The following is a 23,822-nucleotide window of genomic DNA, read 5'->3' as shown; positions in this document are numbered from 1 at the left end:
TTTGAAACAATCTCTGCTGGTTTGCTTAACAACTCTGCGGTATCGTAATACTTGCAAGAGACAAAAACTTCTTTTCATCCAATCTTCCGCCAAGGAGGGAGCCGGGATTCCGGCTCCCTCCTTGGTGTTTGGAGAGCGGAGAAGGGGGTTGCATTTGTAACTGTCATATGGTAAAGTAACATATGTAACAAGACACAGACACGAAAGGGGGCGGCGGCGGTGCCGGAAACGGAGAAGCTGCGGCGGCTGGCTCATGTGGCCCGACGGTATTATCTGGAGGACCGGAAGCAAAGCGACATCGCGGCGGAACTGGGGGTGTCCCGTCCTCTGATCAGCCGGATGCTCAGTGAGGCCAGGGAGCTGGGCGTGGTGGAGATCCTGATTCACGAGCCCGGGACCCGGGCGTCCAGCCTGCTGGACCGGCTGCGGATGACCAGCTCCATCCGGGGCGGCGTCCTGGTGGAGGACGGCGAGGATGAGGACGCCACCAACCAACTGCTGTCCCAGGGAGCTGTGGACCTGCTGCGGCAGATCGGTGCCCGCCGCCTGGGAGTGGGCTGGGGCTATCTCATCGGCCAGCTGGTGACCTGGCTGGAAAAGCACCCCCAGCCGGACAGCTCCGTCACCGATATCTGCCCTCTGGTGGGCAATGCCAGCATCCCTGCCCGCAACTACCAGTCCAACGAAAATGTGCGCCTGATGGCCCAGCAGCTGGGCGCGGCGCCCCATTTCCTCTACCTTCCGGCCCTGCCGGACAGTCTGGAGGAAAAGCAGGTCCTCTGCTCTACGGAGGTCTACCGCCAGATCCACCAGCAGTGGGAGCAGATCGACACGGCCCTGGTCAACATCGGCGACTATCCCTCCAGCCCGGACTTCGCCTCCCTGGTCCGGTACGGCAGTCTCCTCCAGCAGCAGCACGCCTGCGGGCGGATGCTGGTCTACTACTTCAACGAAGCAGGGACCATCATCCAGTCGGACCAGGACTTCGCCATCCAGGTCCCCCTGGAGACGCTGATGCGCTGCCCCAACATCGTGGGGGTCTGCTCCGCCAACACCAGTGCCAGAGCTCTGCGGGGTGCGCTCCGCACCGGGGCCTTCACCCACATCGTGGCCCGGGCCGCCCTGGCTCAGACCCTCTTCGGACAGTGACCGGCACGAAAGCTCCCGGACGCGGCAGCGTCTGGGAGTTTTGTTTGCACATTTTGACCAAGGCGATCCGCCGCGCTCTATGGGATACGGAGAAAAGCGTCAGGAGATATTGACTTCTGTAACTGCCGGTGTTACGTTAAATGCACAAATGTAACATTTCGGATGGGGAGGAGGTGACAAGTGATGACGAAAGATCAGCTGGCGGCGCGTTTGCAGCACGCCTGCGGGGCGGTGATGGCCGCGGAGCAGGAGCTGACGGAGATCGACTCCAAGTTCGGCGACGCCGACCACGGGCTGACCATGACCAAGATCGCCGGGGCCATTTCCGCCGCGGTGGAGGCCGCGGACGGCGGCATCCAGTCCATGCTGGACGACGCGGCCATGGCCGTCATGACCCTCAACGGCGGCAGCGCCGTGCCGCTGTGGAACACCTGGCTGGACGGGATGCAGGAGGCCGCCCCCGAGGGGGAGGAGGTCGATGCGGCGGGCCTGCGGGCCATGTTCGCCAACGCCTTCGCGGAAATCGATGATATGTCCGGCGCCAAGGTGGGAGACAAGACCATGATGGACGCCCTGATCCCCGCCAGCGAGGCCATCGCGGCCTATGCCGGGGAGGATGAGCAGGAGCTGTTCTCTGCGGCGGCCGCGGCTGCGGAAGCAGGGGCTGAGGCCACCAAGGGCTTTGTGTCCAAGTTCGGCCGGGCCAAGAGCTACGGCGAAAAGACCATCGGCACGGCGGACGCCGGCGCTACCTCCATGGCGTATTTCTTCCGGGGCCTGGCGCAGGCCTGAGTACAAGACGATATCTGTGGAATGGGAGATGTTTACTATGAAAATGAAGAAGTTCATCAACGCCCCCGAGACCATCACCGACGAGGAACTGGTGGGTCTGGGCCTGGCCTATCCCGACATCGTGGACGTGGACGGCCACCTGGTCATCAGCAAGGACCTGGAGACGGCGGACCGGGTGACCATCGTCACCTACGGCGGCTCCGGCCATGAGCCCGCCCAGGCGGGCTTCGTGGGCCGCGGCATGCTGGACGTCCAGGCGGTGGGCGACATCTTCGCCGCTCCCAACGGCCAGCTGGTGTTCGACGCCATGAAGCTGGCGGACAAGGGCCACGGCGTGCTGCTGCTGACGCTGAACTACGCCGGCGACCAGCTGGCCGGCAAGCAGGCCATGAAGCTGGCCAAGAAGGCGGGCCTCAACGTCCGTCAGGTGGTCACCGGCGAGGAGATCCAGTTCGACCCCAACGGCGAGGACAACAAGCGCGGCCTGGCCGGCGCCGTGGCCCTGTACCACATCGCCGCGGCTGCCGCCCGGGAGGGCAAGAGCCTGGACGAGGTGGCCGAGATCGCCCAGCACTATGCCGATAACATGGCCTCCATCACCGTCAAGTCCACCGACGCCACCCATCCCCAGAACGGCATGTCCTTCGGCGACCTGGGCGAGACCGACCTCATGGAGATCGGCGCCGGCCAGCACGGCGAGGGCGGCGGCGTCCGGGTGCCCATGATGTCCGCCAAGGAGACCGTGGCCACCGTGGCCGAGGCCCTGTGCAAAAATCTGGACCTCAAGAGCGGCAACAAGGCCTTCGTCATGATCAACGGCTGCGGCGCCACCACCATGATGGAGATGCTGGTGCTGTTCAAGGACACCGTGGAGTTCCTCAAGGCCAAGGGTGTGGAGGTCGTCGCCAGCATGGTGGGCGAGATCCTCACCGTTCAGGAGGCCGCCGGCTTCCAGATGAACATTGCCAAGTGGGACGACGAGACCCTGCGGCTGTGGAATACCCCCTGCCACACCCCGGCGTACAGCAAGGAGTGAGCCATGGCGGACGCAATCGGAAACAAGGCCGCCCACGACTACCATCTGGACGTGCCGGCCCCGGAACAGGGGTTCTTTGCCAAGGGTCTGGGCCACGGGGACTGGGGAGCCAAAAACCGCCTGTCCCGGCTGTTCAATCCCAAGAGCGGCAACACCGTCATGCTGGCCTTTGACCACGGCTACATCATGGGCTCCACCGCCGGGCTGGAGCGGATCGACGTGACCATCGCCCCCCTCTGCCAGTATACCGACGTGCTGATGGGCACCCGGGGCGCCATCCGCGCCTGCATCCCCCCCACGGTGCACAACGCCATCTGCCTCCGGGCCACCCACGACGCCAGTGTCCTCATCGACGACATGAGCACCGGCAATGGCATCGGCGCCGACATGGAGGCCGCCATCCGCATGAATGCCGCCGCCGTGGCCATGCAGTGCTTCATCGGCGGGGCGGGCGAGGCCCAGTCTCTGGAGACCCTCTGCCGGGCCGTGGACGCCGGGGAGCGCTACGGGATCCCGGTGCTGGGCGTCACCGCCGTGGGCAAGGAGATGGCCCGGACCACGGAGTACTTCCTGCTGGCCACCCGGATCCTGGCGGAGCTGGGCGCCTCCTTCGTCAAAACCTACTACTGCGACCACTTTGAAAAGGTGGTCTCCGCCTGCCCGGTGCCCATCGTCATCGCCGGCGGCAAGAAGCTGCCGGAGGCCGAGGCCCTGGAGATGGCGTACCGGGCCATCTCCGACGGTGCCCGGGGCGTGGACATGGGCCGGAACATCTTCCAGTCCGAGTGCCCTGCCGGCATGGCCCAGGCCATCGCCAAGGTGGTCCACGAGGGCTACACCGCCGCCCAGGCCTACGAGGTGTATCAGGAGATCCTGCACAGCCAGGGCTGACCGCCTGCCGGAGCTGGCACAGCGCGTTGACAATCAGGCGGCGCAGGTTTGACCGCCGCTGGAGAAAAAAGGAGGAATTCCCATGTCCGCCACTTATATGCACATCGGCATCCCCATCACCAACCGCAAGCCCAACATGACCTACAACGAGGGCGCCAAGTTCTGGGTCAGCAACGTGGACGACTACGACTACAAGATCGAGTATCTGAAGTTCGAGGAGGGCACCCCCTTCCCGGAGGAGATCCACCGCAACCCCCATGTGGCCTACAAGGTGGACGATCTGGAGAAGTATGTGGCTGACGCCGACAGCGTCATCTGCGGGCCCATGACCGCCAATGAGAAGGGCGACCGCCTGGCCTTCGTCTGGAAGGACGGCGCCATCCTGGAGCTGTACCAGGAGGCCTGAGGCCCCACCGCACCATTATAAATGTAAAAGAGGAAGCCCGCCGCGAAACGCGGCGGGCTTCCTCTTGCCGTTATACCACCTGGAAGAGGTAGAATTTCAGATAGTTGGTCTCCTCCACGCCCCAGAGGATCGGGTGGTCGCAGCACTGCTGCCGGGCCTCGATCTGCCGCAGCTGGACGCCTGCGTCATGGGCGGCGTCGGCCAGCATGGCCAGGAATTTGTCCTCCGTGGCGAAGTGGGAGCAGGAGCAGGTGGCCAGATATCCGCCCCGGGGCAGCAGACGCATGGCCCGGTAGTTGATCTCCTTGTACCCGCTCAGGGCGTTGCGGACGGTTTTCCGGGACTTGGTGAAGGCCGGCGGGTCCAGAATGATGAAGTCGTACTTCACCGGCTCCTTCTCCAGTTGGGGCAGCAGGTCAAAGACGTTCTCGCAGAGGAAATCCATCCGGTCCGTCAGGCCGTTGCGCGCCGCGTTGGCCCGGGCCATCTCCACCGCCGCCTCCGACACGTCCACGGCGGTGACGTGGGCGGCGCCGCCCAGGGCGGCGTTAAGGGCGAAGGAGCCGGTGTGGGTGAAGCAGTCCAGCACCGTCCGCCCCTTGGCCAGGCGCCCTACCGCCCGGCGGTTGTACTTCTGGTCCAGGAAGAAGCCGGTTTTCTGTCCGTTCTCCACGTCCACCAGATACCGCACGCCGTTCTCCGTGATCTCCGTCACCGGCGTCTCGGGGACCGCCTCTCCCGGCAGAGGGAACCAGCCCTTGTACTGGGGCAGGCCCTCCTTATCCCGGAGGGCCACATCGTTGCGCTCGTAGATGCCCCGGACGGTCTGCCCGTCCTGCCGCAGGATCTCCGCCAGCATAGGCAGCAGCATCCCCTTGATTTTCTCCATGCCCACGGACAGCACCTGCACGCTCAAAAGGTCGTGGAACTTGTCCACGGTGAGCCCCGGAAAGGCGTCCGCCTCCCCGAAGAGGATCCGGCAGGCGTCCAGGTCCTCCGGCGCTAGGACGGCCTTCCGATACTCCCAGGCCCACTGGAGCTTCCGGTGCCAGAAGGCCTCGTCAAAGCGGTCGTTGGCGTTGCGGGAAATCAGCCGCACACGGATCTTGGACTGCTCTGACAGAAAGCCGGTGCCGAGATATTGGCCTTTTTTGCCTACTATATCCACCAATCCGCCGTTTTCCGCCGTTCCCTCCATGGAGAGGATCTCCGCGTCGTAGACCCAGGGGTGTCCCCGGGTCAGGGCGGCGGCCGCCTTGGGCGTGACGGTGTATCTGGGATAGCTGCGTTCCGTTTTCATCATCGTTCTCCTTACCAGCACGGTTACTTCCCTCCCAGTGTAGCACATTTTTTCCCTCCGCGCCATAGATTGAGAAAAAGGAGGAGTAACCATGCCCATCATCTACCTCAGCCCGTCCACCCAGGAGTGGAATGAGTACGTCACCGGCAGCGGCTCCGAGGAATATAACATGAACCTGCTGGCCGACGCTCTGGAGCCCTACCTGCTCGCCAACGGCATCCAATACCGCCGCAATTCCCCCGACATGACCGCCGCCTCCTCCATCCGGGAGGCCAACAGCGGCTGGTACGACTTTTACCTGGCCCTCCACTCCAACGGCGCCCCGGAGGGCCGATACGGCCAGGAGCGGGGCATCATCGCCTTCTACTACCCCGGCAGCAGCGAGGGACAGCGGGGCGCGGAGCTGATTGCGGAGCAGCTTCGCCAGATCTACCCCCTGCCAAATAAAGTTACCACCCGGGCCACCACCACCCTGGGCGAGGTCCGCCAGCCCCGGTTTCCGGCAGTGCTGGTGGAGATCGGCTATCATGACAACTACGCCGACGCCACCTGGGTGGAGGGGCACATGGACGCCATCGCCCAGCAGCTGGCCCGGGCCCTGACGGAGTTCTTCGGCCTGCCCTTCATCTACCCCATGCCTCCGGTGGAAGGGACCGTCACTGTCAGCTACGGCACGCTGAACCTGCGCAGCTATCCCTCTTCCACCGGAACCATCCTGGCCAACATGCCGGACGGTGCCGCCGTCACCGTCTTCGGCGAATGGGAGGGGTGGTACGTGGTCCATTACGGGGACTACGTGGGGTATGCGGCGGCGGCCTACATCGACACCCAGGGCCAGTGAGCCGTGCCGGGTCAAAGGCCCGGCCGCCGCGGAAGCGGCGTCAAGCGGTCCGCGCAGGGGACCCTTGGGCCGGGCGGGCTTCGCCTGCCCGGCCTGCGGCGCCTGCCGGTGCAGTGTAGGCGGGCTGCATATTTATCGCAATCCCATCGGTTTTTCTTGACAGCTGTCCTGTAAATGATTAAACTAGATAAAGATAATTGTCGGCAGGGGACAGGGGACCCCCCGATTATTTTCTGCATCGTGCGGCCCGCCGGGCCTGCATATACAACATTCCGCATATACCATATACCGAAAACAGGAGGAAGAGCAATCGTGTTAGACGCCATTATCGCCGGTCTGATCGGGCTGGCGGTCGGCGGCGCGGTCTGCTTCCCCCTCGGTATCCGCTACCGGAAGATCGTTTCCGAGAAGGAAATCTCAAGCGCAGAGGAAGAGGGAAAGCGCATCATCAATGAGGCCATCAAGAGCGCCGAGACCAAGAAAAAAGAGGCACTGCTGGAAGCCAAAGAAGAGATTTTGAAAAGCCGCAGCGAATACGAGAAGGAAGAAAAGACACGCCGGGCCGACCTGCAGCGGCAGGAGAACCGTCTGCAGCAGAAAGAGGAGAATCTGGACCGCAAGACCGAGGCCATCGAGAAGAAGGAAGAATCCCTGGCCCAGAAGCACGTGGCCATCGACAAGGAAAACGAAGAGATCAAGGTCATCAAGCGCAGCCAGACCGAGATGCTGGAGCGGATCTCCGGCTTTACCGCCGAGGAGGCCAAGCAGTATCTGATCGATCAGGTGGAGGCCGAGGTGACTCACGAGACTGCCCTCAAGATCAAAGAGGTGGAGTCCCGGATGAAGGAGGAGTGCGAGGCCCGCGCCCGGGAAGTGGTGGCGCAGGCCATCCAGCGCTGCGCCGCGGACCAGGTGGCCGAGATGACCGTCAGTGTGGTTCCCCTGCCCAATGACGAGATGAAGGGCCGCATCATCGGCCGCGAGGGCCGCAACATCCGCACCATCGAGACTTTGACCGGCGTGGACCTCATCATTGACGACACGCCGGAGGCCATCACCGTCAGCTGCTTCGAGCCCGTGCGGCGGGAGATTGCCCGCCTGGCACTGGAGAAGCTGATCGCCGACGGCCGCATCCATCCCACCCACATCGAGGAGATGGTGGAGAAGGCCCGCCGGGAGGTGGAGGCCACCATCAAGGCCGAGGGCGAGCGCGTCACCTTCGAGTGCGGTATCCGCAATCTCCACCCCGAGCTGGTGAAGATGCTGGGCCGCCTCCACTACCGCACCAGCTACGGCCAGAACGTATTGCAGCACTCCGTGGAAGTCAGCCACATCGCCGGCATGATGGCCGCGGAGCTGGGCGCCGATGTCCAGGCCGCCAAGCGGGCCGGACTGCTCCACGACCTGGGCAAGGCCGTGGACCACGAGCTGGAGGGCACTCATGTGTCCCTGGGCGTGGAGTTCGCCCGGAAGTACAAGGAGCGGGAGGACATCATTCACGCCATCGAGGCCCACCACAACGATGTGGAGCCCCGGACCATCGTGGCCTGCCTGGTCCAGGCGGCGGACGCCATTTCCGCGGCCCGTCCCGGCGCCCGGCGCGAGAATCTGGAGAACTACATCAAGCGCCTGGAGCAGCTGGAGACCATCACCGGCACCTATCCCGGCGTGGACAAGGCCTACGCCATCCAGGCCGGACGGGAGGTCCGGGTCATGGTCAAGCCCGAGCAGGTCAGCGAGGACCAGATGGTCATCCTGGCCCGGGAGCTGGCCAAGAAGATCGAGGAAGAGATGGAATACCCCGGTCAGATCAAGGTCCACGTCCTGCGGGAGACCAAGGTTGTGGAGTATGCGAAATAAGGAAAAAAGAAGCGGCGGGCGTGCAGCCCGCCGTTTTTCTTCTGCCGGGATCGGATGACGCGCTTTGGCGGCCGTACGCGGGCGAGGCCCAGCGGCGACCTGCACCTACGGTCCCTTACCATGCATCTCCACCCGCCAGAGAGAGCCGGATGCCCGGTCCGTTGTCATCGGGACCTAGATAGGTGGTCTCCACCGTGTATCGTCCGGCGGACTCTGTCAATGTCAGGCGGATCACTGCATTGCTGCCGTCCTGGGCGATTTCTGCCTGGGAGAGAAAACGGTTGGACCCGTTGGGCAGCGGCCCCGTGGGAAAGCACCCGGGATACAGGGTCCCCGTCGTCTGAAGACGTTCCAGATCCTCCGGTGTTTCGCCCTGAGACAGGGCCATGCAGTCCAGATAGGTGTCATGGCAGGTGATGGTCATGACGTTTCCGCCGCAGGCGATCTCCGTCAGCGGCGGCGCACAGAAGGCTGCATCGAAATCCTGGCCGGACATAGGGCCGAACAGGATCTCCAGGCCAGTCACGGTCACACGGGCGTCCAGCACCGCCTCTGAGCGGCCCTCCATGCCAAAGGAGGAGGGCTCGTCCAGCGGGGCCCAATAGGTCTCCAAAGCGGCGGTTTCGCCGGAATGGTAGACATCATAAGAGACGAGGGCGCCGTCCTGGTCCCACGCGTCGGAAAAGGAGACGGTCCCGCTCTGGGGAAAGTCCCGGTACGCACTGTCGAACAGGACCCCTTCCGTGGTAAAGCGGACGCAGCCCGCGTAGAGGATCTCGTAGTCCCGGATGCCTGAAAAGCCCACATACAGCCGCCGGCGGATGCCGATAGAGCCAAAGACCCAATCCAGAGCGGGGCGGCTTTCCGGGCCGGTCTCCACCAGAAAGTCCTCCTCATAGGCGGTGATCCGGAGGACCTCCTGCTGCTCCTCCTCGTAGACGGCCCGAAGGGCCTCCTCTGTTATGGGCAGCGGAAGGGAGTCTCCGGCGCACTCCGATTGTTCCGAAGCTGGTCCGGCGGCCTGGGACCCGCATCCGGTCAGCAAAAGCAGGCACAAGATTGCCAGGGCGGATCGTTTCATGATATCCCCTCCTTTATATATGTATATATGCAGGATAGCATTTGAGGGGGAAAAAGTCTTTACAGAGTGGAAAAAAGCCTTTACAGATCGATTACAGTTGACTTTTTCCTGCGGAGTGGATACAATAAATGTTCAGTGTAAACTGCGCCGGGAAGCGGCGCTATCATAGAGAACGCTATCATAGAGAAAAGGATGGAGACTATGGCACAGGATAAGAGACAAGTGGACGCCATCACCGCCCGGGACGTGGACTTTGCCCAGTGGTACACCGACGTGTGCAAGAAGGCGGAGCTGATCGACTACACCTCCGTCAAGGGCATGTTCATCTACCGGCCCTATGGCTACGCCATCTGGGAGAATATCCAGACGGAGATGGACCGGCGCTTCAAGGAGACCGGGCACGAGAACGTGTACCTGCCGGTGCTGATCCCGGAGTCCCTGCTCCAGAAGGAGAAGGACCACGTGGAGGGCTTCGCCCCGGAGTGCGCCTGGGTCACCATGGGCGGCAGCGAGAAGCTGGAGGACCGCCTGTGCGTCCGCCCCACCTCCGAGACCCTCTTCTGCGAGCACTACGCCAACATCATCCACTCCTGGCGGGACCTGCCCAAGCTCTATAACCAGTGGTGCAGCGTGCTGCGCTGGGAAAAGACCTCCCGTCCCTTCCTGCGCCACCGGGAGTTTTTGTGGCAGGAGGGCCACACCATGCACGCCACCGAGGAAGAGGCCCGGGAAGAGACCATGCGGATGCTGAACATCTACGCCGACTTCATGGAGAACTACCTGGCCATGCCGGTGATCCGGGGGCGCAAGACCGATAGGGAGAAGTTCAACGGCGCTGAGGAGACCTACACCGTGGAGTGCATGATGCACGACCACAAGGCCCTCCAGGCCGGCACCAGCCACTACTTCGGCGACGGCTTCGCCAAGGCCTTCGACATCACCTTCACCGGAAAGGACAACCAGCTCCACCATCCCCACCAGACCAGCTGGGGCGTCTCCACCCGGATGATCGGCGGTATCATCATGACCCATGGCGACGACAACGGCCTGGTCCTGCCGCCTCGGGTGGCCCCCATTCAGGCGGTGGTGATCCCCGTGGCCCAGCATAAGCCCGGTGTGCTGGAGGCCGCCGACGCCCTGCGGGACCGGCTCAAGGCCGCGGGCGTGCGGACCAAGATGGACGACTCCGACAACTCCCCCGGCTGGAAGTACGCCGAGTATGAGATGAAGGGCGTGCCCCTGCGGGTGGAGATCGGCCCCAAGGACATGGAGAAGGAGCAGTGCGTCATCGCCCGCCGGGATACCGGCGAGAAGGTCTTCGTGCCCCTGAGCGAGCTGGAGGAGACCGTCAAGCGCCTGCTGGACGCCGTCCACGACAATATGTTCGCCATGGCGCTGAAAAACCGGGAGGAGAACACCTTCGACATCTCCACCCCTGAGGAGGCCAAGGCCATCGCCGAGGGCAAAGGCGGGTTCCTCCGGTCCAAGTGGTGCGGCTCTCTGGAGTGCGAGCTGGCCATGAAGGAGCGGGCGGGCGTCAGCTCCCGCTGCATGCCCCTGGCCCAGTCCGGCACCGAGGGCGTGTGCCCCGTGTGCGGCAAGAAGTGTACCACCGACATCTGCTGGGGCGTGGCCTACTGATCGATCCGAAATACCGCAAGCCGGCGCGGGGACTCTCTCCCGCGCCGGTTTTTTCCCTCTCCGGCTTCCGAAAAACGGAAAAAATGGGGGGAAGTTCCGCTCCGGCAGACCTGCCGAAAAAAACTTGAAAATTTCATGAAAAACAGAGAAAATCCTCTTGACATCGCGGACCGTTTCTTATATTATAAGTAAGTCCGCGACGGGAGGGTCATGCCCTGCGCCGCGCACCTGCGATGAACCGGGAGATTGCTCCGCAAGGAGGTAACTTCCGGGGAGTATGTCCGATAATCGGGCGGCTGAGAAGGAATCTGTACGTCGCGTAGATCGCTGCGCCATGTCTGGATACCGGCCGTTTCTTGCGCCGGTATTTTTCATGAGCCGGAATGATACGCACGGTTAAGCGTATAGAAAAATTCTCTCGCCGTAGGTCGTCGAGACTTCGTGAAACAACCTACGAAATCAGGAGGAAACAACCATGGCACAGAAAGAAATGATCCGCATTCGTCTGAAGGCCTATGACCATCAGGTCATCGACCAGAGCGCAGAGAAGATCGTCGAGACCGCCAAGCGCACCGGCGCCGAGGTCTCCGGCCCCATTCCTCTGCCCACCAAGAAGGAAGTCGTCACCATCCTGCGCGCGACTCACAAGTACAAGGACAGCCGCGAGCAGTTCGAGCGCCGCACCCACAAGCGCCTGATCGACATCACCAAGTCCTCCCCCAAGACCGTGGAGGCCCTGATGGCTCTGGAGCTGCCCGCCGGTGTGGAGATCGAGATCAAGCTGTAAAGCTGCGACACCTTATTTTATTAAATTGTTTGCTGTCCCAAGTCCATCGTCTTGCGAGATGGACGGGTCATGTCGGCAGAGCAATGCCTCCGGGACCCAACCCGGACGTATCTAAGCCGACCAATAACCTTTAAGGAGGAATATACATGAAAGCGATCATCGGCAAAAAAGTGGGCATGTCCCAGATTTTTGACGAGAACGGCCATGTGATCCCCGTCACCGTGATCGAGGCGGGTCCCTGCGTGGTCGTGCAGAAGAAGACTTCCGAAAAGGAAGGCTATGAGGCTGTCCAGCTGGGCTTCGAGGATGTCCCCGAGCGCAAGCTGAGCAAGCCCGAGATGGGCCACCTGAACAAGGCCGGCGCTGCCCCCAAGAAGCACCTGCGTGAGTTCAACCTGGACAACGCCGCCGAGCTGAACGTCGGCGACATCGTCAAGGCCGACACCTTCAAGGCCGGCGACTTCGTGGATATCACCGGCATCTCCAAGGGCCACGGCTACGCCGGCGTCATCAAGCGCCACGGCGCCCACCGCCTGAAGGAGACCCACGGCAGCGGCCCCGTCGGCCGTCACTCCGGCTCCATGGGCGCCAACAGCGACCCCTCCAAGGTCTTCAAGGGCAAGATCGGCGCCGGCCAGATGGGCGTTGACCAGGTCACCGTCCAGAACCTGAGCGTCGTGAAGGTCGACCCCGAGCTGAACATGCTGGTTGTCTGTGGCGCGGTCCCCGGCCCCAAGGGCGGCCTGGTGACCATCAAGTCCACTGTCAAGGTCCACAAGGTCAAGCAGGCTGGCGCCGACATCAGCAAGAACCCGCAGAAGGCTTCCGGCCGCAACCCGCAGAAGGCTTCCGCCAGAAACAAGTAAGAAAGGGGTGCTAGATAATGTCTTCCGTGAAAGTTATGAACATGGCCGGCGCTGAGGTCGGCATGGTTGAGCTCAGCGACGCCATCTTCGGCATCGAGCCCAACGAAGCGGTGGTCCACGAGGTCGTCAAGAACCACCTGGCCAACTGCCGGCAGGGCACCCAGAGCGCCCTCACCCGCGCTGAGGTTTCCGGCGGCGGCCGCAAGCCCTGGCGTCAGAAGGGCACCGGCCACGCCCGTCAGGGCTCTACCCGGGCTCCCCAGTGGACCCACGGCGGCGTGGTGTTCGCTCCCAAGCCCCGCGATTACAGCTACGTGCTGAACAAGAAGGTCAAGCGCCTGGCCCTGAAGTCTGTCCTCTCCGCCAAGGTGGCCGAGGGCAAGCTGGTGGTCATCGACGCCATCAAGATGGACGCCATCAAGACTGCCGATTTCCGTAAGTTCCTGGACGCCGTGAAGGTGGACGGCAAGGCCGTGGTGGTCACTCCCGCCGTGGACCAGACCGTCGTCAAGAGCGCCCGGAACATCCCCGGCGTGCTGACCACTCCCGCTGTGCAGCTGAATGTCTACGACATCATCAACGCCCAGTACCTGGTCGTGGATCAGGCCGCCCTCGCAAAAATCGAGGAGGTGTACGCGTAATGGCTACCGCTTATGATATCATCATCCGGCCCATCATCACCGAGCGCGCCATGTCCGGTGCCGCCGACAAGAAGTACGTCTTCGAGGTGGCCAAGGACGCCGGCAAGATCGAGATCAAGAAGGCCGTCGAGGAGATCTTCGGCGTGAAGGTCGCCTCCGTCAATACCCTGACGGTGCCCGGCAAGGAAAAGCGCATGGGCGCCGGCCGTCCCGGCATGACCAAGACCTGGAAGAAGGCCTATGTCCAGCTGGCGGCTGATTCCAAGACCATCGAGTTCTTCGAAGGCATGGTCTGATCAACGGAAGGAGAGTAAAGCGATATGTCTATCAAAACTTTTAAGCCGACGACTCCCTCCAGACGTCAGATGACGGTCTCTGGTTTCGACGGCATCGACAAGAAGGCCAAGCCCGAGCCCAGCCTGACCACTTCCCTGAAGAAGTCCTCCGGCCGCAACAGCTATGGCCGCATCACCGTCCGCCATCGCGGCGGCGGCAACAAGCGCAAGTACCGCATCATCGACTTCAAGCGCGACAAGGTCGGCACCGCCACCGTGCTGCGTCTGGAGTACGATCCCAACCGCTCCGCCAATATCGCCCTCGTGGAGTATGAGGACGGCGAGCGCCGCTACATTCTGGCTCCCGTGGGCCTGAACGCCGGCGACAAGGTGGAGTCCGGTCCCCAGGCCGATATCAAGGTCGGCAACGCTCTGCCCATCGCCAACATCCCCGTTGGTACCGTGATCCACAACGTGGAGCTGCATCCCGGCAACGGCGCCCAGCTGGTGCGCTCCGCCGGCACCGCCGCTCAGCTGATGGCCAAGGAGGGCGGCGACGCCCAGATCCGGATGCCCTCCGGTGAGGTCCGCATCGTGCGCACCAACTGCATGGCCACCATCGGCCAGGTGGGCAACATCGAGCACGAGAACATCAACATCGGCAAGGCCGGCCGCAAGCGCCACATGGGTTGGCGTCCCACGGTCCGCGGCTCTGTCATGAACCCCAACGACCACCCCCACGGCGGCGGCGAGGGCCGCGCTCCTGTCGGCCGTCCCGGCCCTGTGACTCCTTGGGGCAAGCCGGCCCTGGGCTACAAGACCCGCAAGGGCAAGAACCCCACCAATAAGTTCATCGTCAAGCGCCGCAACGAGAAGTAAGGAGGCAAGTCAATATGAGCAGATCCATCAAAAAAGGCCCGTATGTTGCCCCTGAGCTTCTGAAGCGGGTCGAGGAAATGAACGCGAAGAACGAGAAGAAGGTCCTGAAGACCTGGAGCCGCAGCTCCACCATCTTCCCCGCCTTCGTCGGCCACACCATCGCCGTCCACGACGGCCGCAAGCACGTGCCCGTCTATGTCCAGGAGGACATGGTCGGCCACAAGCTGGGTGAGTTCGCGCCCACCCGCACCTTCCGCGGTCACGCGAAGGATAAATAAGTAAAGGAGGATGCAGAACATGGAAGAGAAAAAGATTGCTAAAGCGTATCTGCGCTATGTCCGCATCGCTCCCCGCAAGGTCCAGATCGTCTGCGATCTGATCCGCGGCAAGGACGCCGGCACCGCCATGGCGATCCTGATGCAGACCCCCAAGGCCGCCTCTGAGCCTCTGATGAAGCTCCTCAAGAGCGCCTGCGCCAACGCCGAGAACAATTTCCAGATGGACCCCAGCAAGCTGGTGGTCTCTGAGGTGTTCGCCACTCCCGGCCCCATCCTCAAACGGATGATGCCCCGGGCTCAGGGCCGCGCCTATCGTATCAACAAGCGCACTTCTCACGTCACCCTGGCCGTGACGGAAAAGGCATAAGAGGGAGGAGAACAGTTTATGGGACAGAAAGTGAATCCCCACGGCCTGCGCGTGGGCGTCATCAAAGACTGGGATTCCCGTTGGTATGCCAGTGATGAGAAGGTCGGCGATCTGATCGTCGAGGATCAGAAGATCCGCAAGTACCTGAAGAAGACCCTGTACGGCGCCGGCGTTCCCAAGATCGAGATCGAGCGCAGCAGCGACGTGGTCACCATTTTCCTGCACTGCGCCCGGCCCGGCATGGTCATCGGCAAGGGCGGCGAGCAGATCGAGCAGTATCGCCTGGCCGTTGAGAAGCTCATCGGCAAGAAGGTGAAGCTGAACATCGTCGAGGTCAAGAACCCCGACATGAACGCCCAGCTGGTGGCTGAGAACATCGCCCAGCAGCTGGAGAAGCGCATCTCCCACCGCCGCGCCATGAAGAACGCCATGGCCCGCGCCATGCGCGCCGGCGCCAAGGGCATCAAGACCTGCTGCTCCGGCCGTCTCGGCGGCCGCGAGATCGCCGGCGTGGAGCACTATCACGAGGGCACCATCCCCCTGCAGACCATCCGCGCCGACATCGAGTACGGCTTCGCGGAGGCTGCCACCACCTTCGGCCGCATCGGCGTGAAGGTGTGGATCTACAAGGGCGAGGTCCTCTCTCAGACCCTGCGCACTACTCCCCGCACCATGGACACCTCCAAGCCCTATCAGGAGCGCCGTGAGCGCCGGCCCCGTCGTGACGGCGACCGCCGCGGCGGCTTCAACCGGGATCGCCAGGGCGGCGGCTTCAACCGCGGCCAGGGTGGTTTCAACCGGGCTGGCCAGGGCCGTCCCCAGGGCGGGTTCAACCGCACCAACAACACCAGCCGCCCCGCTGCTCCCGCGGCCCCCGCGGCACCTAAGGAAGGAGGAGCCCAGTAATGCTTCTGCCGAAGAGAGTCAAGTATCGCCGCGTGCACCGCGGCCGTATGACCGGCAAGGCCACCCGCGGCAGCACCATCGCCTACGGTGAGTATGGCCTGCAGGCCACCGAGCCCGGCTGGATCACCAGCAATCAGATCGAGGCTGCCCGTATCGCCATGACCCGCTACACCAAGCGTGGCGGCCAGGTCTGGATCAAGATTTTCCCCGATAAGCCCGTGACCAAGAAGCCCGCTGAGACCCGCATGGGTTCCGGTAAGGGTTCTCCCGAGTTCTGGGTCGCCGTTGTGAAGCCCGGCCGTATCATGTTCGAGATCGCCGGCGTGTCCGAAGAAGTTGCCCGCGAGGCGCTGCGTCTGGCCAGCCACAAGCTGCCCATCAAGACGAAGATCGTCGCCCGCACCGAGGAAGCAGGTGAGTGAAGATGAAGGCAAGTGAAATCCGTAAGATGACCCCCGAGCAGCTCAACGAGAAGCTGGCGGGCCTGAAGAAGGATCTGTTCTATCTGCGCATGCAGCACGCCACCAACCAGCTGGACAATCCCGTCAAGATCCGGGAGACCAAGCACGACATTGCCCGAGTCAAGACCGTGCTGGCGGAGCTCGCCGCCGCTGACCAGAAGCAGTGAGAAGGAGGTAAGGTAAGATGAACGAAGAGAAGAGAACTTCCTCCCGTAAGACCCGGGTCGGCAAGGTGGTCTCCGACAAGATGGACAAGACCGTCGTGGTCGCTATCGAGGACCGCGTGGCCCATCCCCTGTACAAGAAGATCGTCGGCCGCACTTACAAGCTGAAGGCTCATGATGAGCAGAACGCCTGCGGTGTCGGCGACAAGGTCAAGGTCATGGAGACCCGCCCCCTGTCCAAGGACAAGCGCTGGCGCGTGGTCGAGATCATTGAGAAAGCGAAGTAAGGAGGTGCCGCAGTATGATTCAGCAGGAAACGTTTCTGAAGGTTGCCGATAATACCGGCGCCAAGGAGATCAAGTGCATCCGTGTCCTGGGCGGCTCCAAGCGGAAGTTCGGCAACATCGGCGATGTGATCGTTGCCTCCGTCCGCAAGTCCACCCCCGGCGGCACTGTGAAGAAGGGCGAGGTCGTCAAGGCCGTCATCGTCCGCAGCGCCAAGGGCGTCCGTCGTGCCGACGGCACCTACGTCCGCTTCGATGACAATGCCGCCGTCCTGATCAAGGACGACAAGAACCCCAGAGGTACCCGTATCTTTGGGCCGGTGGCTCGCGAGCTGCGTGACAAGGATTACATGAAGATCCTGTCCCTCGCCCCCGAAGTGATTTGAGGAGGGCAGCGAAATGGCTATGAATATCAAGAAGGGCGATACCGTTGTCGTCCTGTCCGGCAAGGACAAGGGTAAGAAGGGCAAGGTGCTGGGCACCGTTCCCGGCTCCCTGAAGGTGGTTGTGGAGGGCATCAACATGGTGACCTGCCACGTCAAGCCCCGCAAGCAGGGCGAAGAGGGCGGCATCGTCAAGCGCGAGGCTGCCATCGCCTCCTGCAAGGTGCAGGTCGTCTGCCCCAAGTGCGGCAAGGCCACCCGCGTCGCTCACAAGATCGAGGGCGACAAGAAGGCCCGCGTGTGCAAGCACTGCGGCGCTGAGCTGTAAGAAAGGAGCGAATGACTACCATGGCTAGACTGAAAGAAAAGTACAACGCCGAAGTGGCTCCCGCTCTGATGAAGCAGTTCGGCTACAAGAGCGTCATGCAGATCCCCAAGATCGACAAGGTCGTCGTGAACGTGGGCTGCGGTGAGGCTCGTGAGAATTCCAAGGTTCTGGAGAACGTGGTGGGCGACCTGGCCCAGATCACCGGCCAGAAGCCCATTATCACCCGCGCCCGCAAGTCCATCGCCAACTTCAAGCTGCGCGAGGATATGCCCATCGGCGCCAAGGTCACCCTGCGGGGTGAGAAGATGTGGGAGTTCCTGGACCGTCTGTTCAACGTGGCTCTGCCCCGCGTGCGTGACTTCCAGGGCATCAACCCCAACTCCTTCGATGGCCGCGGCAACTATGCCCTGGGCATCCGGGAGCAGCTGATCTTCCCCGAGATCGAGTACGACAAGATCGACAAGATCCGCGGCATGGATGTGGTCATCTGCACCACCGCGCACACCGATGAAGAGGCCCGTGCCCTGCTCCAGCAGGTCGGCGCTCCCTTCGCCCGCTAAGGAGGAAGAGGCAAATGGCTAAGAAATCTATGATTCTCAAGCAGCAGGCTCCCGCCAAGTTCTCCTCCCGGAGATACAATCGCTGCAAGCTCTGCGGCCGCCCCCACGCTTATCTGCGTGACTACGGCGTGTGCCGTATCTGCTTCCGGGAACTGGCCTACAAGGGCGAGATCCCCGGTGTGCGGAAGGCCTCTTTCTAAGACGGCCGCCGCACCGGAGGGCCCCGGACCGGGCGCCCTCCCCGGAGAGCTCCGGCTCTCCGCCCCAACTTTTGTAACCGTGAGTTTTTGATATGGAACTCTGGTGATTCGGATGGCGAAAGGTCATGACCAATTGGGCACCACGCGCGAGCGGACTGCTCCATTGGCCATGATACCTCGCTGCCGCAGCGGTCCCAAAGGGTCCGCAACTCTAAAATAGGAGGATTTATTATGCATATCACCGATCCGGTTGCGGATATGCTGACCCGCATCCGCAACGCCAACAGCGCCAAGCACGACACCGTTGATGTCCCCGCCTCCAACATGAAGAAGAGCATCGCTCAGATCCTGCTGGACGAAGGGTATATCAAGAACTTCCAGGTGGTGGACGACGGCCTCCAGGGCATGATCCACATTACCCTGAAGTACAACGCGGGCAAGGAGAAGGTCATCACCGGCCTGCGCCGCGTTTCCAAGCCGGGCCTCCGGGTCTATGTGGGTGCCGATGAGCTGCCCCGCGTGCTCCGCGGCCTGGGTATCGCTATCATCTCTACGTCCAAGGGCGTCATGACCGACAAGAAGGCCCGCGAGCTCCATGTCGGCGGCGAGGTCCTGGCATTCGTCTGGTAAGGAGGGTATTTGAACAATGTCTAGAATTGGCAGAATGCCCATTACCGTTCCCGCCGGCGTGACCGTCAGTGTCGCCGAGGGTAATGTGGTTACCGTCAAGGGACCCAAGGGTGAGCTCAGCCGTGCGCTGCGCCCCGAGATGATCATTAAGCAGGAAGGCAACACGATCACCGTGGAGCGTCCTTCCGACGACAAGCTGCACCGGAGCCTCCATGGCCTGACCCGCACCCTGCTGAACAACATGGTCGTCGGCGTGACCGACGGCTACAGCAAGGAGCTGGAGGTCAACGGCGTTGGCTACCGTGTGGCCAAGGAGGGCAAGAACCTGGTCATGAACCTGGGCTTCTCTCATCAGGTGATCGTTTCCGAGATCGAGGGCATCACCATCGATGTCCCCGCTCCCAATAAAATCATCATCCGCGGATGCGACAAGCAGGCCGTCGGTCAGTTCGCTGCCGAGGTCCGCGAGAAGCGTCCTCCCGAGCCTTATAAGGGCAAGGGCATCAAGTACGCCGATGAGGTCATCCGCCGCAAGGTCGGTAAGACCGGCGCCAAGAAGTAAGGAGGTGTGCCGATATGATTAAAAGACCGAATACCAATGCCCAGCGCATCAAGCGCCACAAGAGAGTGCGGGCCAAGATCTCCGGCACTCCCACTGCTCCCCGTCTGAACGTGTTCCGCAGCGAGGCCAACATCTACGCCCAGATCATCGACGATGTCAACGGCGTGACCCTGGCTTCCGCTTCTTCCCTGGACAAGGCCATCGAAGGTTACGGCGGCAACGTGGCCGCTGCCACCGCCGTTGGCAAGCTGCTGGCCGAGCGCGCCAAGGCCAAGGGTATCGAGACCGTGGTGTTTGACCGCGGCGGCTACCTGTATCACGGCCGCGTGAAGGCTCTGGCCGAGGGTGCCCGCGAGGGCGGCCTGCAATTCTAAGGGAGGAGGAACGACAACAATGCCTAGATTTGAAAGAGAGCAGAGCGAGTATATCGAGAAGGTCGTTTCCCTGAACCGCGTCTCCAAGACCGTCAAGGGCGGCCGTGTCATGAAGTTCTCCGCCCTGGTCGTCGTGGGTGACGGCAAGGGCAAGGTCGGCTACGGCCTGGGCAAGGCCGCCGAGGTTCCCGAGGCCATCCGCAAGGGCATCGAGGCCGCCAAGAAGAACATGATCACCGTGACCCTCTCCGGGACCACCGTTCCCCACGAGACCATCGGTGAGGCCGGCGCCGGCCGCGTGCTGATGAAGCCCGCTGCCCCCGGTACCGGCGTGATCGCCGGCGGCGCCGTGCGTGCCGTCGTGGAAGCCGCGGGCATCAAGGACATCCGTACCAAGTGCCTGCGCTCCAACAATCCCAACAACGTGGTCGCCGCCGCCTTCCAGGGCCTGAAGAACATGCGTGGTCCTGAAGAGGTCGCCCGCATCCGCGGCAAGAGCGTCGAAGAGATCGTGGGTTAAGGAGGCGCTGAACATGGCAAACTTAAACATTAAGCTCGTCAAGAGCCTGAACGGCCGCCTGGAAAAGCAGGTCGCCACCGCGAATTCCCTGGGCCTGCGCAAGATTGGTGACGTCACCGTGCAGCCCGACAACGACCAGACCCGCGGCAAGATCGCCAAGATCGGCTACCTGCTGCAGGTCACCGAAGTGAAGTAAGGAGGCACGAAAGATGAAACTGAGCGAACTGTCTCCCGCCGAGGGTTCCGTCCGGTCCGCATACCGCAAGGGCCGGGGCGCCGGCAGCGGCAACGGCAAGACCGGCGGCCGCGGCCACAAGGGCCAGAAGGCCCGCAGCGGCGGCAAGATCCGCGTTGGCTTCGAAGGCGGTCAGATGCCTCTGGCCCGCCGCATCCCCAAGCGCGGCTTCAACAACATCTTCGCCAAGCCCCTGGAGATCATCAACCTCAGCGCCCTGAACGCTTTCGAGGACGGCGAGACCGTCACTGCCGAGGCTCTGCTGAGCAAGGGGATCCTCTCCAAGTGCGAGTACGGCTACAAAGTCCTGGGTAACGGCAAGGTTACCAAGAAAGTCACTGTCAAGGCTTCTGCTTTCTCCGCGTCTGCCAAGGAGGCCATCGAGGCAGCTGGCGGAAAGGCAGAGGTGATCTAACGTGATCCAAACGATTCGCAAGGCCTGGGGTATCTCCGAGCTGCGGAAGAAAATGGTGTTCACGCTGCTGATCCTGCTGATCTTCCGTATCGGCAACGCCATCACGGTCCCGTATGTGAATGTGGCGATGCTGGAGACCTATCTGGATCAGATGGGCGGCACCATCCTGGGCCTGTACAACGTCATGAGCGGCGGTGCCTTTGCCCAGGCAACGGTTTTCGCCCTGAGCATTCAGCCCTATATCAACAGCTCCATTATCATCCAGCTGCTGACCGTGGCCATTCCGGCCCTGGAGCGGCTGGCTAAGGACGGCGGTGAGGAAGGCCGGAAGAAGATCCAGTCCATCACCCGCTACACCACGGTGGCCATTGCCATTCTGCAGGCCTTCGGCTACTATATCATGATGAAGAACTACAACCTGCTGACCGCCAACGGCGAGGGCATCTGGCCCGCTCTGGTGATCATCGTCAGCTTCATTGCCGGCTCCTCCTTCGTTATGTGGATGGGCGAGCAGGTGACGGAGTTCGGCGTGGGCAACGGTATCTCCATCATCCTGTTCGCGGGCATCCTGTCCCGCGTGCCCACCATGGTGTCCTCCGGGATCGCCTTTGGCTCCCAGGCGGCCATCAACTGGCTGTGGGTGCTGCTGCTGATCGTGGGCATGCTGGCCCTGATCATCTTCATCGTGTTCATCAACGACGCCGAGCGCCGGATCCCCGTCCAGTACGCCAAGCGCCAGGTGGGCCGGAAGATGTATGGCGGTCAGTCCACCCATCTGCCCATGAAGGTGAATATGTCCGGCGTTCTGCCCATCATCTTCGCCCAGAGCATCGCGTCCCTGCCCGTCACCGTGTGGACCTTCATCGGCACTCCCGCCGAGGGCACCGTGTCCCGGGCCATCTACGACGCCATTGATACCAAGTCCGTGATCTATATGGTGGTCTACTTCATCATGATCATTGGCTTCAGCTATTTCTACTCCAGCATCCAGTTCAATCCGGTGGAGATCGCCAACAACCTGAAAAAGCAGGGCGGCTTCATTCCGGGCTTCCGTCCCGGCAAGCCCACGGTGGACTTCATCCGGAAGGTGCTGAACAAGATCACCCTGTTCGGCGCCATCTATCTGGGTATCGTAGCCATCTGCCCCCTGATCATCGGCAAGTTCGTCTCCAGCGCGTCTCTGGCCATCGGCGGCACCTCCGTCATCATCGTTGTGGGTGTTGCCCTTGAGACTGTCAAGGCCCTGGAGTCCCAGATGCTGATGCGTCAGTACAAGGGCTTCCTGGAATAAGAAAGAGGCGTTTCGCTTATGAAGCTGATTTTGTTGGGCGCCCCCGGCGCCGGCAAAGGCACCCAGGCCGAAAGGCTGTGCAAAGAGCTGAACATTCCCACCATCTCCACCGGCAACATCCTCCGTGCCGCCATCAAGAACGGCACCCCCACCGGCATGAAGGCCAAGTCCTTCATGGACGCGGGCCAGCTGGTCCCCGATGAGGTCATCATCGGCATCATCACTGAGCGGCTGGCGGAGAGTGACTGCGCGAATGGCTATATCCTGGACGGGGTGCCCCGCACCATCGCCCAGGCCGAGGCCATGGAGAAGGCCGGAATCGTCTTCGATGCCGTCATTTCCATCGAAATTTCTGACGAGACCATTATGGAACGCATGAGCGGACGCCGAGTCTGCGAATCCTGCGGGGCCAGCTACCACCTGGTGGCTGTGCCCCCCAAGCAGGAGGGCGTGTGCGACAGCTGCGGCGGCAAGCTGGTGCAGCGCAAAGATGATGCCCCCGAGACCGTGAAGGCGCGCCTCGAGGTCTATCATAGGGAGACCGAGCCTCTGAAGGACTTTTACGCCCAGCGCGGCCTCCTGAAGCCCGTGGAGAACCAGCCCTCTGTGGAAGAGACTTCCCGGGCCATCCTCCGCGCACTGGGGAGATGAAGCGATGATCACGCTGAAATCCCCCCATGAGATCGAACTGATGCGCCGGGCCGGAAAAATTACCGCGGCTGCCCGTGCTTTGGCAGGGGAAATGGTAAAGCCCGGCGTAACAACCCAGGAGATCGACCGCGCGGTGGAGCACTTTATCCGCAAGCAAGGCGCAGTTCCCTCGTTCCTGCACTACAACGGCTATCCGGCCAGCGCCTGCATCAGCGTCAACGACGAGGTCATCCACGGCATCCCCGGCAAGCGGGTGCTGCAGGAGGGCGACATCGTCAGCGTGGATGTGGGAGCGTACATTGGCGGGTTCCACGGCGACTGCGCGGCCACCTTCCCCTGCGGCGTGATCTCTCCCGAGGCCCAGGACCTGATCGATGTGACCAGGCAGAGCTTTTTCGAGGGGATCCGCTTCGCGAGAGAGGGGCAGCGGCTGTTCGATATCTCGGCAGCCATCCAGCAGTATGTGGAAAGCCACGGCTATTCCATCGTCCGGGAGTATGTTGGCCACGGCGTCGGCGCGCAGATGCACGAGTCGCCGGAGATCCCCAACTACGGACATCCCGGCCGGGGACCGCGGCTGCTCCGCGGCATGACCCTTGCGATCGAACCCATGGTGAACGCCGGTTCTCCTGCTATCCGTGTCCTCAGCGACGGTTGGACCGTCAGGACGCTGGACGGCAAGTGGGCGGCCCACTATGAGAATACGGTCCTGATCACTGACGGTGAGCCGGAGATTTTGACGGCGCCCGCCATCTGACGAGGAAGCGT

34 protein-coding genes are annotated in these 23,822 nt (G+C 62.4%); 32 read left to right on the top strand and 2 right to left on the bottom strand.

Annotated features, from left to right (window positions below):
- Window positions 1-219 precede the first annotated feature (219 nt).
- The 5 genes from KFE19_06055 to KFE19_06035 all read left to right on the top strand — a co-directional run bounded on the left by KFE19_06055 (window position 220) and on the right by KFE19_06035 (window position 4,274).
- Complete coding sequence (locus tag KFE19_06055) at window positions 220-1,149, top strand: transcriptional regulator (GenBank protein QUO39070.1); 930 nt, start codon at window positions 220-222, stop codon at window positions 1,147-1,149.
- A 183-nt stretch (window positions 1,150-1,332) separates the two neighbouring features.
- Complete coding sequence (locus KFE19_06050) at window positions 1,333-1,941, top strand: DAK2 domain-containing protein (GenBank protein ID QUO39069.1); 609 nt, start codon at window positions 1,333-1,335, stop codon at window positions 1,939-1,941.
- Between the two features lie 37 nt (window positions 1,942-1,978).
- Window positions 1,979-2,977: a dihydroxyacetone kinase subunit DhaK gene (locus KFE19_06045; GenBank protein QUO39068.1), complete on the top strand. Its 999-nt coding sequence runs from the start codon at window positions 1,979-1,981 to the stop codon at window positions 2,975-2,977.
- 3 nt (window positions 2,978-2,980) lie between these two features.
- Window positions 2,981-3,868: a 3-hydroxy-5-phosphonooxypentane-2,4-dione thiolase gene (gene lsrF / locus KFE19_06040; GenBank protein ID QUO39067.1), complete on the top strand. Its 888-nt coding sequence runs from the start codon at window positions 2,981-2,983 to the stop codon at window positions 3,866-3,868.
- Between the two features lie 82 nt (window positions 3,869-3,950).
- Complete coding sequence (locus KFE19_06035) at window positions 3,951-4,274, top strand: hypothetical protein (GenBank protein QUO39066.1); 324 nt, start codon at window positions 3,951-3,953, stop codon at window positions 4,272-4,274.
- A 70-nt stretch (window positions 4,275-4,344) separates the two neighbouring features.
- Here the strand turns inward: KFE19_06035 and KFE19_06030 are convergent, their stop codons facing one another.
- Complete coding sequence (locus KFE19_06030) at window positions 4,345-5,574, bottom strand: class I SAM-dependent rRNA methyltransferase (GenBank protein ID QUO39065.1); 1,230 nt, start codon at window positions 5,572-5,574, stop codon at window positions 4,345-4,347.
- A 91-nt stretch (window positions 5,575-5,665) separates the two neighbouring features.
- Between KFE19_06030 and KFE19_06025 the strand changes: the two genes are divergently transcribed.
- Together KFE19_06025 and rny are read left to right on the top strand one after the other, a co-directional pair.
- On the top strand, window positions 5,666-6,415 hold the full coding sequence (locus tag KFE19_06025; protein ID QUO39064.1) for an N-acetylmuramoyl-L-alanine amidase: 750 nt from the start codon (window positions 5,666-5,668) through the stop codon (window positions 6,413-6,415).
- Window positions 6,416-6,727: 312 nt separating this feature from the next.
- Window positions 6,728-8,275: a ribonuclease Y gene (gene rny, locus KFE19_06020; protein QUO39063.1), complete on the top strand. Its 1,548-nt coding sequence runs from the start codon at window positions 6,728-6,730 to the stop codon at window positions 8,273-8,275.
- A 115-nt stretch (window positions 8,276-8,390) separates the two neighbouring features.
- On the opposite strand, the gene KFE19_06015 is transcribed toward rny, so the two are convergent.
- Entirely contained in the window at window positions 8,391-9,356 is a 966-nt protein-coding gene (locus KFE19_06015; protein QUO39062.1) for a hypothetical protein, read from the bottom strand.
- A 201-nt stretch (window positions 9,357-9,557) separates the two neighbouring features.
- Here KFE19_06015 and proS point away from each other — a divergent pair, with 201 nt between their 5' ends.
- From proS to map, 25 genes are all read left to right on the top strand, one after another.
- On the top strand, window positions 9,558-10,997 hold the full coding sequence (gene proS / locus KFE19_06010) for a proline--tRNA ligase (protein QUO39061.1): 1,440 nt from the start codon (window positions 9,558-9,560) through the stop codon (window positions 10,995-10,997).
- Window positions 10,998-11,472: 475 nt separating this feature from the next.
- Window positions 11,473-11,784, top strand: coding sequence for a 30S ribosomal protein S10 (gene rpsJ / locus KFE19_06005; protein ID QUO39060.1), 312 nt, complete (start codon window positions 11,473-11,475; stop codon window positions 11,782-11,784).
- 146 nt (window positions 11,785-11,930) lie between these two features.
- Complete coding sequence (gene rplC, locus KFE19_06000; GenBank protein ID QUO39059.1) at window positions 11,931-12,650, top strand: 50S ribosomal protein L3; 720 nt, start codon at window positions 11,931-11,933, stop codon at window positions 12,648-12,650.
- A gap of 17 nt (window positions 12,651-12,667) precedes the next feature.
- The gene (rplD, locus tag KFE19_05995; GenBank protein QUO39058.1) at window positions 12,668-13,291 is read left to right on the top strand and encodes a 50S ribosomal protein L4; all 624 of its coding nucleotides are present in this window, start codon (window positions 12,668-12,670) and stop codon (window positions 13,289-13,291) included.
- Window positions 13,291-13,587 (top strand): 50S ribosomal protein L23, encoded by a 297-nt coding sequence (gene rplW, locus KFE19_05990; protein QUO39057.1) that lies wholly within the window; start codon window positions 13,291-13,293, stop codon window positions 13,585-13,587. The genes rplD and rplW overlap by 1 nt, the downstream gene beginning before the upstream one ends.
- A gap of 24 nt (window positions 13,588-13,611) precedes the next feature.
- Window positions 13,612-14,445 (top strand): 50S ribosomal protein L2, encoded by an 834-nt coding sequence (gene rplB, locus KFE19_05985; protein QUO39056.1) that lies wholly within the window; start codon window positions 13,612-13,614, stop codon window positions 14,443-14,445.
- A gap of 14 nt (window positions 14,446-14,459) precedes the next feature.
- On the top strand, window positions 14,460-14,723 hold the full coding sequence (rpsS, locus tag KFE19_05980; GenBank protein ID QUO39055.1) for a 30S ribosomal protein S19: 264 nt from the start codon (window positions 14,460-14,462) through the stop codon (window positions 14,721-14,723).
- A 19-nt stretch (window positions 14,724-14,742) separates the two neighbouring features.
- A complete protein-coding gene (gene rplV, locus KFE19_05975; GenBank protein ID QUO39054.1) occupies window positions 14,743-15,090 on the top strand; it encodes a 50S ribosomal protein L22 in 348 nt (115 codons plus the stop codon).
- Between the two features lie 18 nt (window positions 15,091-15,108).
- Entirely contained in the window at window positions 15,109-15,996 is an 888-nt protein-coding gene (rpsC, locus tag KFE19_05970; protein ID QUO39053.1) for a 30S ribosomal protein S3, read from the top strand.
- Window positions 15,996-16,418 (top strand): 50S ribosomal protein L16, encoded by a 423-nt coding sequence (gene rplP / locus KFE19_05965; GenBank protein QUO39052.1) that lies wholly within the window; start codon window positions 15,996-15,998, stop codon window positions 16,416-16,418. The genes rpsC and rplP overlap by 1 nt, the downstream gene beginning before the upstream one ends.
- A 2-nt stretch (window positions 16,419-16,420) precedes the next feature.
- Window positions 16,421-16,624 carry a 50S ribosomal protein L29 gene (rpmC, locus tag KFE19_05960; protein ID QUO39051.1) on the top strand — a complete coding sequence of 68 codons (204 nt, stop codon included), beginning with the start codon at window positions 16,421-16,423 and terminating at the stop codon, window positions 16,622-16,624.
- Window positions 16,625-16,641: 17 nt separating this feature from the next.
- Entirely contained in the window at window positions 16,642-16,908 is a 267-nt protein-coding gene (gene rpsQ, locus KFE19_05955; GenBank protein QUO39050.1) for a 30S ribosomal protein S17, read from the top strand.
- A gap of 14 nt (window positions 16,909-16,922) precedes the next feature.
- On the top strand, window positions 16,923-17,291 hold the full coding sequence (gene rplN / locus KFE19_05950) for a 50S ribosomal protein L14 (protein ID QUO39049.1): 369 nt from the start codon (window positions 16,923-16,925) through the stop codon (window positions 17,289-17,291).
- 13 nt (window positions 17,292-17,304) lie between these two features.
- Window positions 17,305-17,616 carry a 50S ribosomal protein L24 gene (rplX, locus tag KFE19_05945; GenBank protein QUO39048.1) on the top strand — a complete coding sequence of 104 codons (312 nt, stop codon included), beginning with the start codon at window positions 17,305-17,307 and terminating at the stop codon, window positions 17,614-17,616.
- A 20-nt stretch (window positions 17,617-17,636) separates the two neighbouring features.
- Window positions 17,637-18,176 carry a 50S ribosomal protein L5 gene (gene rplE, locus KFE19_05940; protein ID QUO39047.1) on the top strand — a complete coding sequence of 180 codons (540 nt, stop codon included), beginning with the start codon at window positions 17,637-17,639 and terminating at the stop codon, window positions 18,174-18,176.
- A gap of 14 nt (window positions 18,177-18,190) precedes the next feature.
- Window positions 18,191-18,376: a type Z 30S ribosomal protein S14 gene (locus tag KFE19_05935; GenBank protein QUO39046.1), complete on the top strand. Its 186-nt coding sequence runs from the start codon at window positions 18,191-18,193 to the stop codon at window positions 18,374-18,376.
- A gap of 231 nt (window positions 18,377-18,607) precedes the next feature.
- Window positions 18,608-19,006, top strand: coding sequence for a 30S ribosomal protein S8 (rpsH, locus tag KFE19_05930; GenBank protein ID QUO39045.1), 399 nt, complete (start codon window positions 18,608-18,610; stop codon window positions 19,004-19,006).
- A gap of 16 nt (window positions 19,007-19,022) precedes the next feature.
- Complete coding sequence (rplF, locus tag KFE19_05925; protein ID QUO39044.1) at window positions 19,023-19,568, top strand: 50S ribosomal protein L6; 546 nt, start codon at window positions 19,023-19,025, stop codon at window positions 19,566-19,568.
- Window positions 19,569-19,582: 14 nt separating this feature from the next.
- Complete coding sequence (rplR, locus tag KFE19_05920; GenBank protein ID QUO39043.1) at window positions 19,583-19,942, top strand: 50S ribosomal protein L18; 360 nt, start codon at window positions 19,583-19,585, stop codon at window positions 19,940-19,942.
- A gap of 19 nt (window positions 19,943-19,961) precedes the next feature.
- Window positions 19,962-20,462 (top strand): 30S ribosomal protein S5, encoded by a 501-nt coding sequence (rpsE, locus tag KFE19_05915; GenBank protein QUO39042.1) that lies wholly within the window; start codon window positions 19,962-19,964, stop codon window positions 20,460-20,462.
- Between the two features lie 13 nt (window positions 20,463-20,475).
- On the top strand, window positions 20,476-20,658 hold the full coding sequence (rpmD, locus tag KFE19_05910) for a 50S ribosomal protein L30 (protein QUO39041.1): 183 nt from the start codon (window positions 20,476-20,478) through the stop codon (window positions 20,656-20,658).
- A 13-nt stretch (window positions 20,659-20,671) separates the two neighbouring features.
- A complete protein-coding gene (gene rplO / locus KFE19_05905) occupies window positions 20,672-21,112 on the top strand; it encodes a 50S ribosomal protein L15 (protein QUO39040.1) in 441 nt (146 codons plus the stop codon).
- 1 nt (window position 21,113) lies between these two features.
- Window positions 21,114-22,403 carry a preprotein translocase subunit SecY gene (secY, locus tag KFE19_05900; protein QUO39039.1) on the top strand — a complete coding sequence of 430 codons (1,290 nt, stop codon included), beginning with the start codon at window positions 21,114-21,116 and terminating at the stop codon, window positions 22,401-22,403.
- A gap of 18 nt (window positions 22,404-22,421) precedes the next feature.
- Window positions 22,422-23,054 carry an adenylate kinase gene (locus tag KFE19_05895; GenBank protein QUO39038.1) on the top strand — a complete coding sequence of 211 codons (633 nt, stop codon included), beginning with the start codon at window positions 22,422-22,424 and terminating at the stop codon, window positions 23,052-23,054.
- A gap of 4 nt (window positions 23,055-23,058) precedes the next feature.
- Window positions 23,059-23,811 carry a type I methionyl aminopeptidase gene (map, locus tag KFE19_05890; protein ID QUO39037.1) on the top strand — a complete coding sequence of 251 codons (753 nt, stop codon included), beginning with the start codon at window positions 23,059-23,061 and terminating at the stop codon, window positions 23,809-23,811.
- Window positions 23,812-23,822 lie beyond the last annotated feature (11 nt).

The sequence above is a fragment of the Dysosmobacter sp. Marseille-Q4140 genome (assembly GCA_018228705.1).
Taxonomy (GTDB): domain Bacteria; phylum Bacillota; class Clostridia; order Oscillospirales; family Oscillospiraceae; genus Oscillibacter.
Note: the sequence above shows the minus strand (reverse complement) of the source record. Positions and strands in the feature narration are given on the sequence as shown.

What these genes read in the sequence shown, in the direction of transcription:
- rplC (QUO39059.1), top strand. Translation starts at nt 11,931, where the DNA reads ATGAAAGCGATCATCGGCAAAAAAGTGGGCATGTCCCAGATTTTTGAC.
- KFE19_06035 (QUO39066.1), top strand. Translation starts at nt 3,951, where the DNA reads ATGTCCGCCACTTATATGCACATCGGCATCCCCATCACCAACCGCAAG.
- KFE19_05935 (QUO39046.1), top strand. Translation starts at nt 18,191, where the DNA reads ATGGCTAAGAAATCTATGATTCTCAAGCAGCAGGCTCCCGCCAAGTTC.
- rplR (QUO39043.1), top strand. Translation starts at nt 19,583, where the DNA reads ATGATTAAAAGACCGAATACCAATGCCCAGCGCATCAAGCGCCACAAG.
- proS (QUO39061.1), top strand. Translation starts at nt 9,558, where the DNA reads ATGGCACAGGATAAGAGACAAGTGGACGCCATCACCGCCCGGGACGTG.
- KFE19_05895 (QUO39038.1), top strand. Translation starts at nt 22,422, where the DNA reads ATGAAGCTGATTTTGTTGGGCGCCCCCGGCGCCGGCAAAGGCACCCAG.
- rplD (QUO39058.1), top strand. Translation starts at nt 12,668, where the DNA reads ATGTCTTCCGTGAAAGTTATGAACATGGCCGGCGCTGAGGTCGGCATG.
- rplB (QUO39056.1), top strand. Translation starts at nt 13,612, where the DNA reads ATGTCTATCAAAACTTTTAAGCCGACGACTCCCTCCAGACGTCAGATG.
- rpsQ (QUO39050.1), top strand. Translation starts at nt 16,642, where the DNA reads ATGAACGAAGAGAAGAGAACTTCCTCCCGTAAGACCCGGGTCGGCAAG.
- rplV (QUO39054.1), top strand. Translation starts at nt 14,743, where the DNA reads ATGGAAGAGAAAAAGATTGCTAAAGCGTATCTGCGCTATGTCCGCATC.
- rplO (QUO39040.1), top strand. Translation starts at nt 20,672, where the DNA reads ATGAAACTGAGCGAACTGTCTCCCGCCGAGGGTTCCGTCCGGTCCGCA.
- rpmD (QUO39041.1), top strand. Translation starts at nt 20,476, where the DNA reads ATGGCAAACTTAAACATTAAGCTCGTCAAGAGCCTGAACGGCCGCCTG.
- rpmC (QUO39051.1), top strand. Translation starts at nt 16,421, where the DNA reads ATGAAGGCAAGTGAAATCCGTAAGATGACCCCCGAGCAGCTCAACGAG.
- rplF (QUO39044.1), top strand. Translation starts at nt 19,023, where the DNA reads ATGTCTAGAATTGGCAGAATGCCCATTACCGTTCCCGCCGGCGTGACC.
- KFE19_06025 (QUO39064.1), top strand. Translation starts at nt 5,666, where the DNA reads ATGCCCATCATCTACCTCAGCCCGTCCACCCAGGAGTGGAATGAGTAC.
- rplN (QUO39049.1), top strand. Translation starts at nt 16,923, where the DNA reads ATGATTCAGCAGGAAACGTTTCTGAAGGTTGCCGATAATACCGGCGCC.
- KFE19_06030 (QUO39065.1), bottom strand. Translation starts at nt 5,574, where the DNA reads ATGAAAACGGAACGCAGCTATCCCAGATACACCGTCACGCCCAAGGCG.
- lsrF (QUO39067.1), top strand. Translation starts at nt 2,981, where the DNA reads ATGGCGGACGCAATCGGAAACAAGGCCGCCCACGACTACCATCTGGAC.
- rplE (QUO39047.1), top strand. Translation starts at nt 17,637, where the DNA reads ATGGCTAGACTGAAAGAAAAGTACAACGCCGAAGTGGCTCCCGCTCTG.
- rplX (QUO39048.1), top strand. Translation starts at nt 17,305, where the DNA reads ATGGCTATGAATATCAAGAAGGGCGATACCGTTGTCGTCCTGTCCGGC.
- rplW (QUO39057.1), top strand. Translation starts at nt 13,291, where the DNA reads ATGGCTACCGCTTATGATATCATCATCCGGCCCATCATCACCGAGCGC.
- KFE19_06015 (QUO39062.1), bottom strand. Translation starts at nt 9,356, where the DNA reads ATGAAACGATCCGCCCTGGCAATCTTGTGCCTGCTTTTGCTGACCGGA.
- rplP (QUO39052.1), top strand. Translation starts at nt 15,996, where the DNA reads ATGCTTCTGCCGAAGAGAGTCAAGTATCGCCGCGTGCACCGCGGCCGT.
- map (QUO39037.1), top strand. Translation starts at nt 23,059, where the DNA reads ATGATCACGCTGAAATCCCCCCATGAGATCGAACTGATGCGCCGGGCC.
- rpsC (QUO39053.1), top strand. Translation starts at nt 15,109, where the DNA reads ATGGGACAGAAAGTGAATCCCCACGGCCTGCGCGTGGGCGTCATCAAA.
- rpsJ (QUO39060.1), top strand. Translation starts at nt 11,473, where the DNA reads ATGGCACAGAAAGAAATGATCCGCATTCGTCTGAAGGCCTATGACCAT.
- KFE19_06050 (QUO39069.1), top strand. Translation starts at nt 1,333, where the DNA reads ATGACGAAAGATCAGCTGGCGGCGCGTTTGCAGCACGCCTGCGGGGCG.
- rpsE (QUO39042.1), top strand. Translation starts at nt 19,962, where the DNA reads ATGCCTAGATTTGAAAGAGAGCAGAGCGAGTATATCGAGAAGGTCGTT.
- rpsS (QUO39055.1), top strand. Translation starts at nt 14,460, where the DNA reads ATGAGCAGATCCATCAAAAAAGGCCCGTATGTTGCCCCTGAGCTTCTG.
- rpsH (QUO39045.1), top strand. Translation starts at nt 18,608, where the DNA reads ATGCATATCACCGATCCGGTTGCGGATATGCTGACCCGCATCCGCAAC.
- KFE19_06045 (QUO39068.1), top strand. Translation starts at nt 1,979, where the DNA reads ATGAAAATGAAGAAGTTCATCAACGCCCCCGAGACCATCACCGACGAG.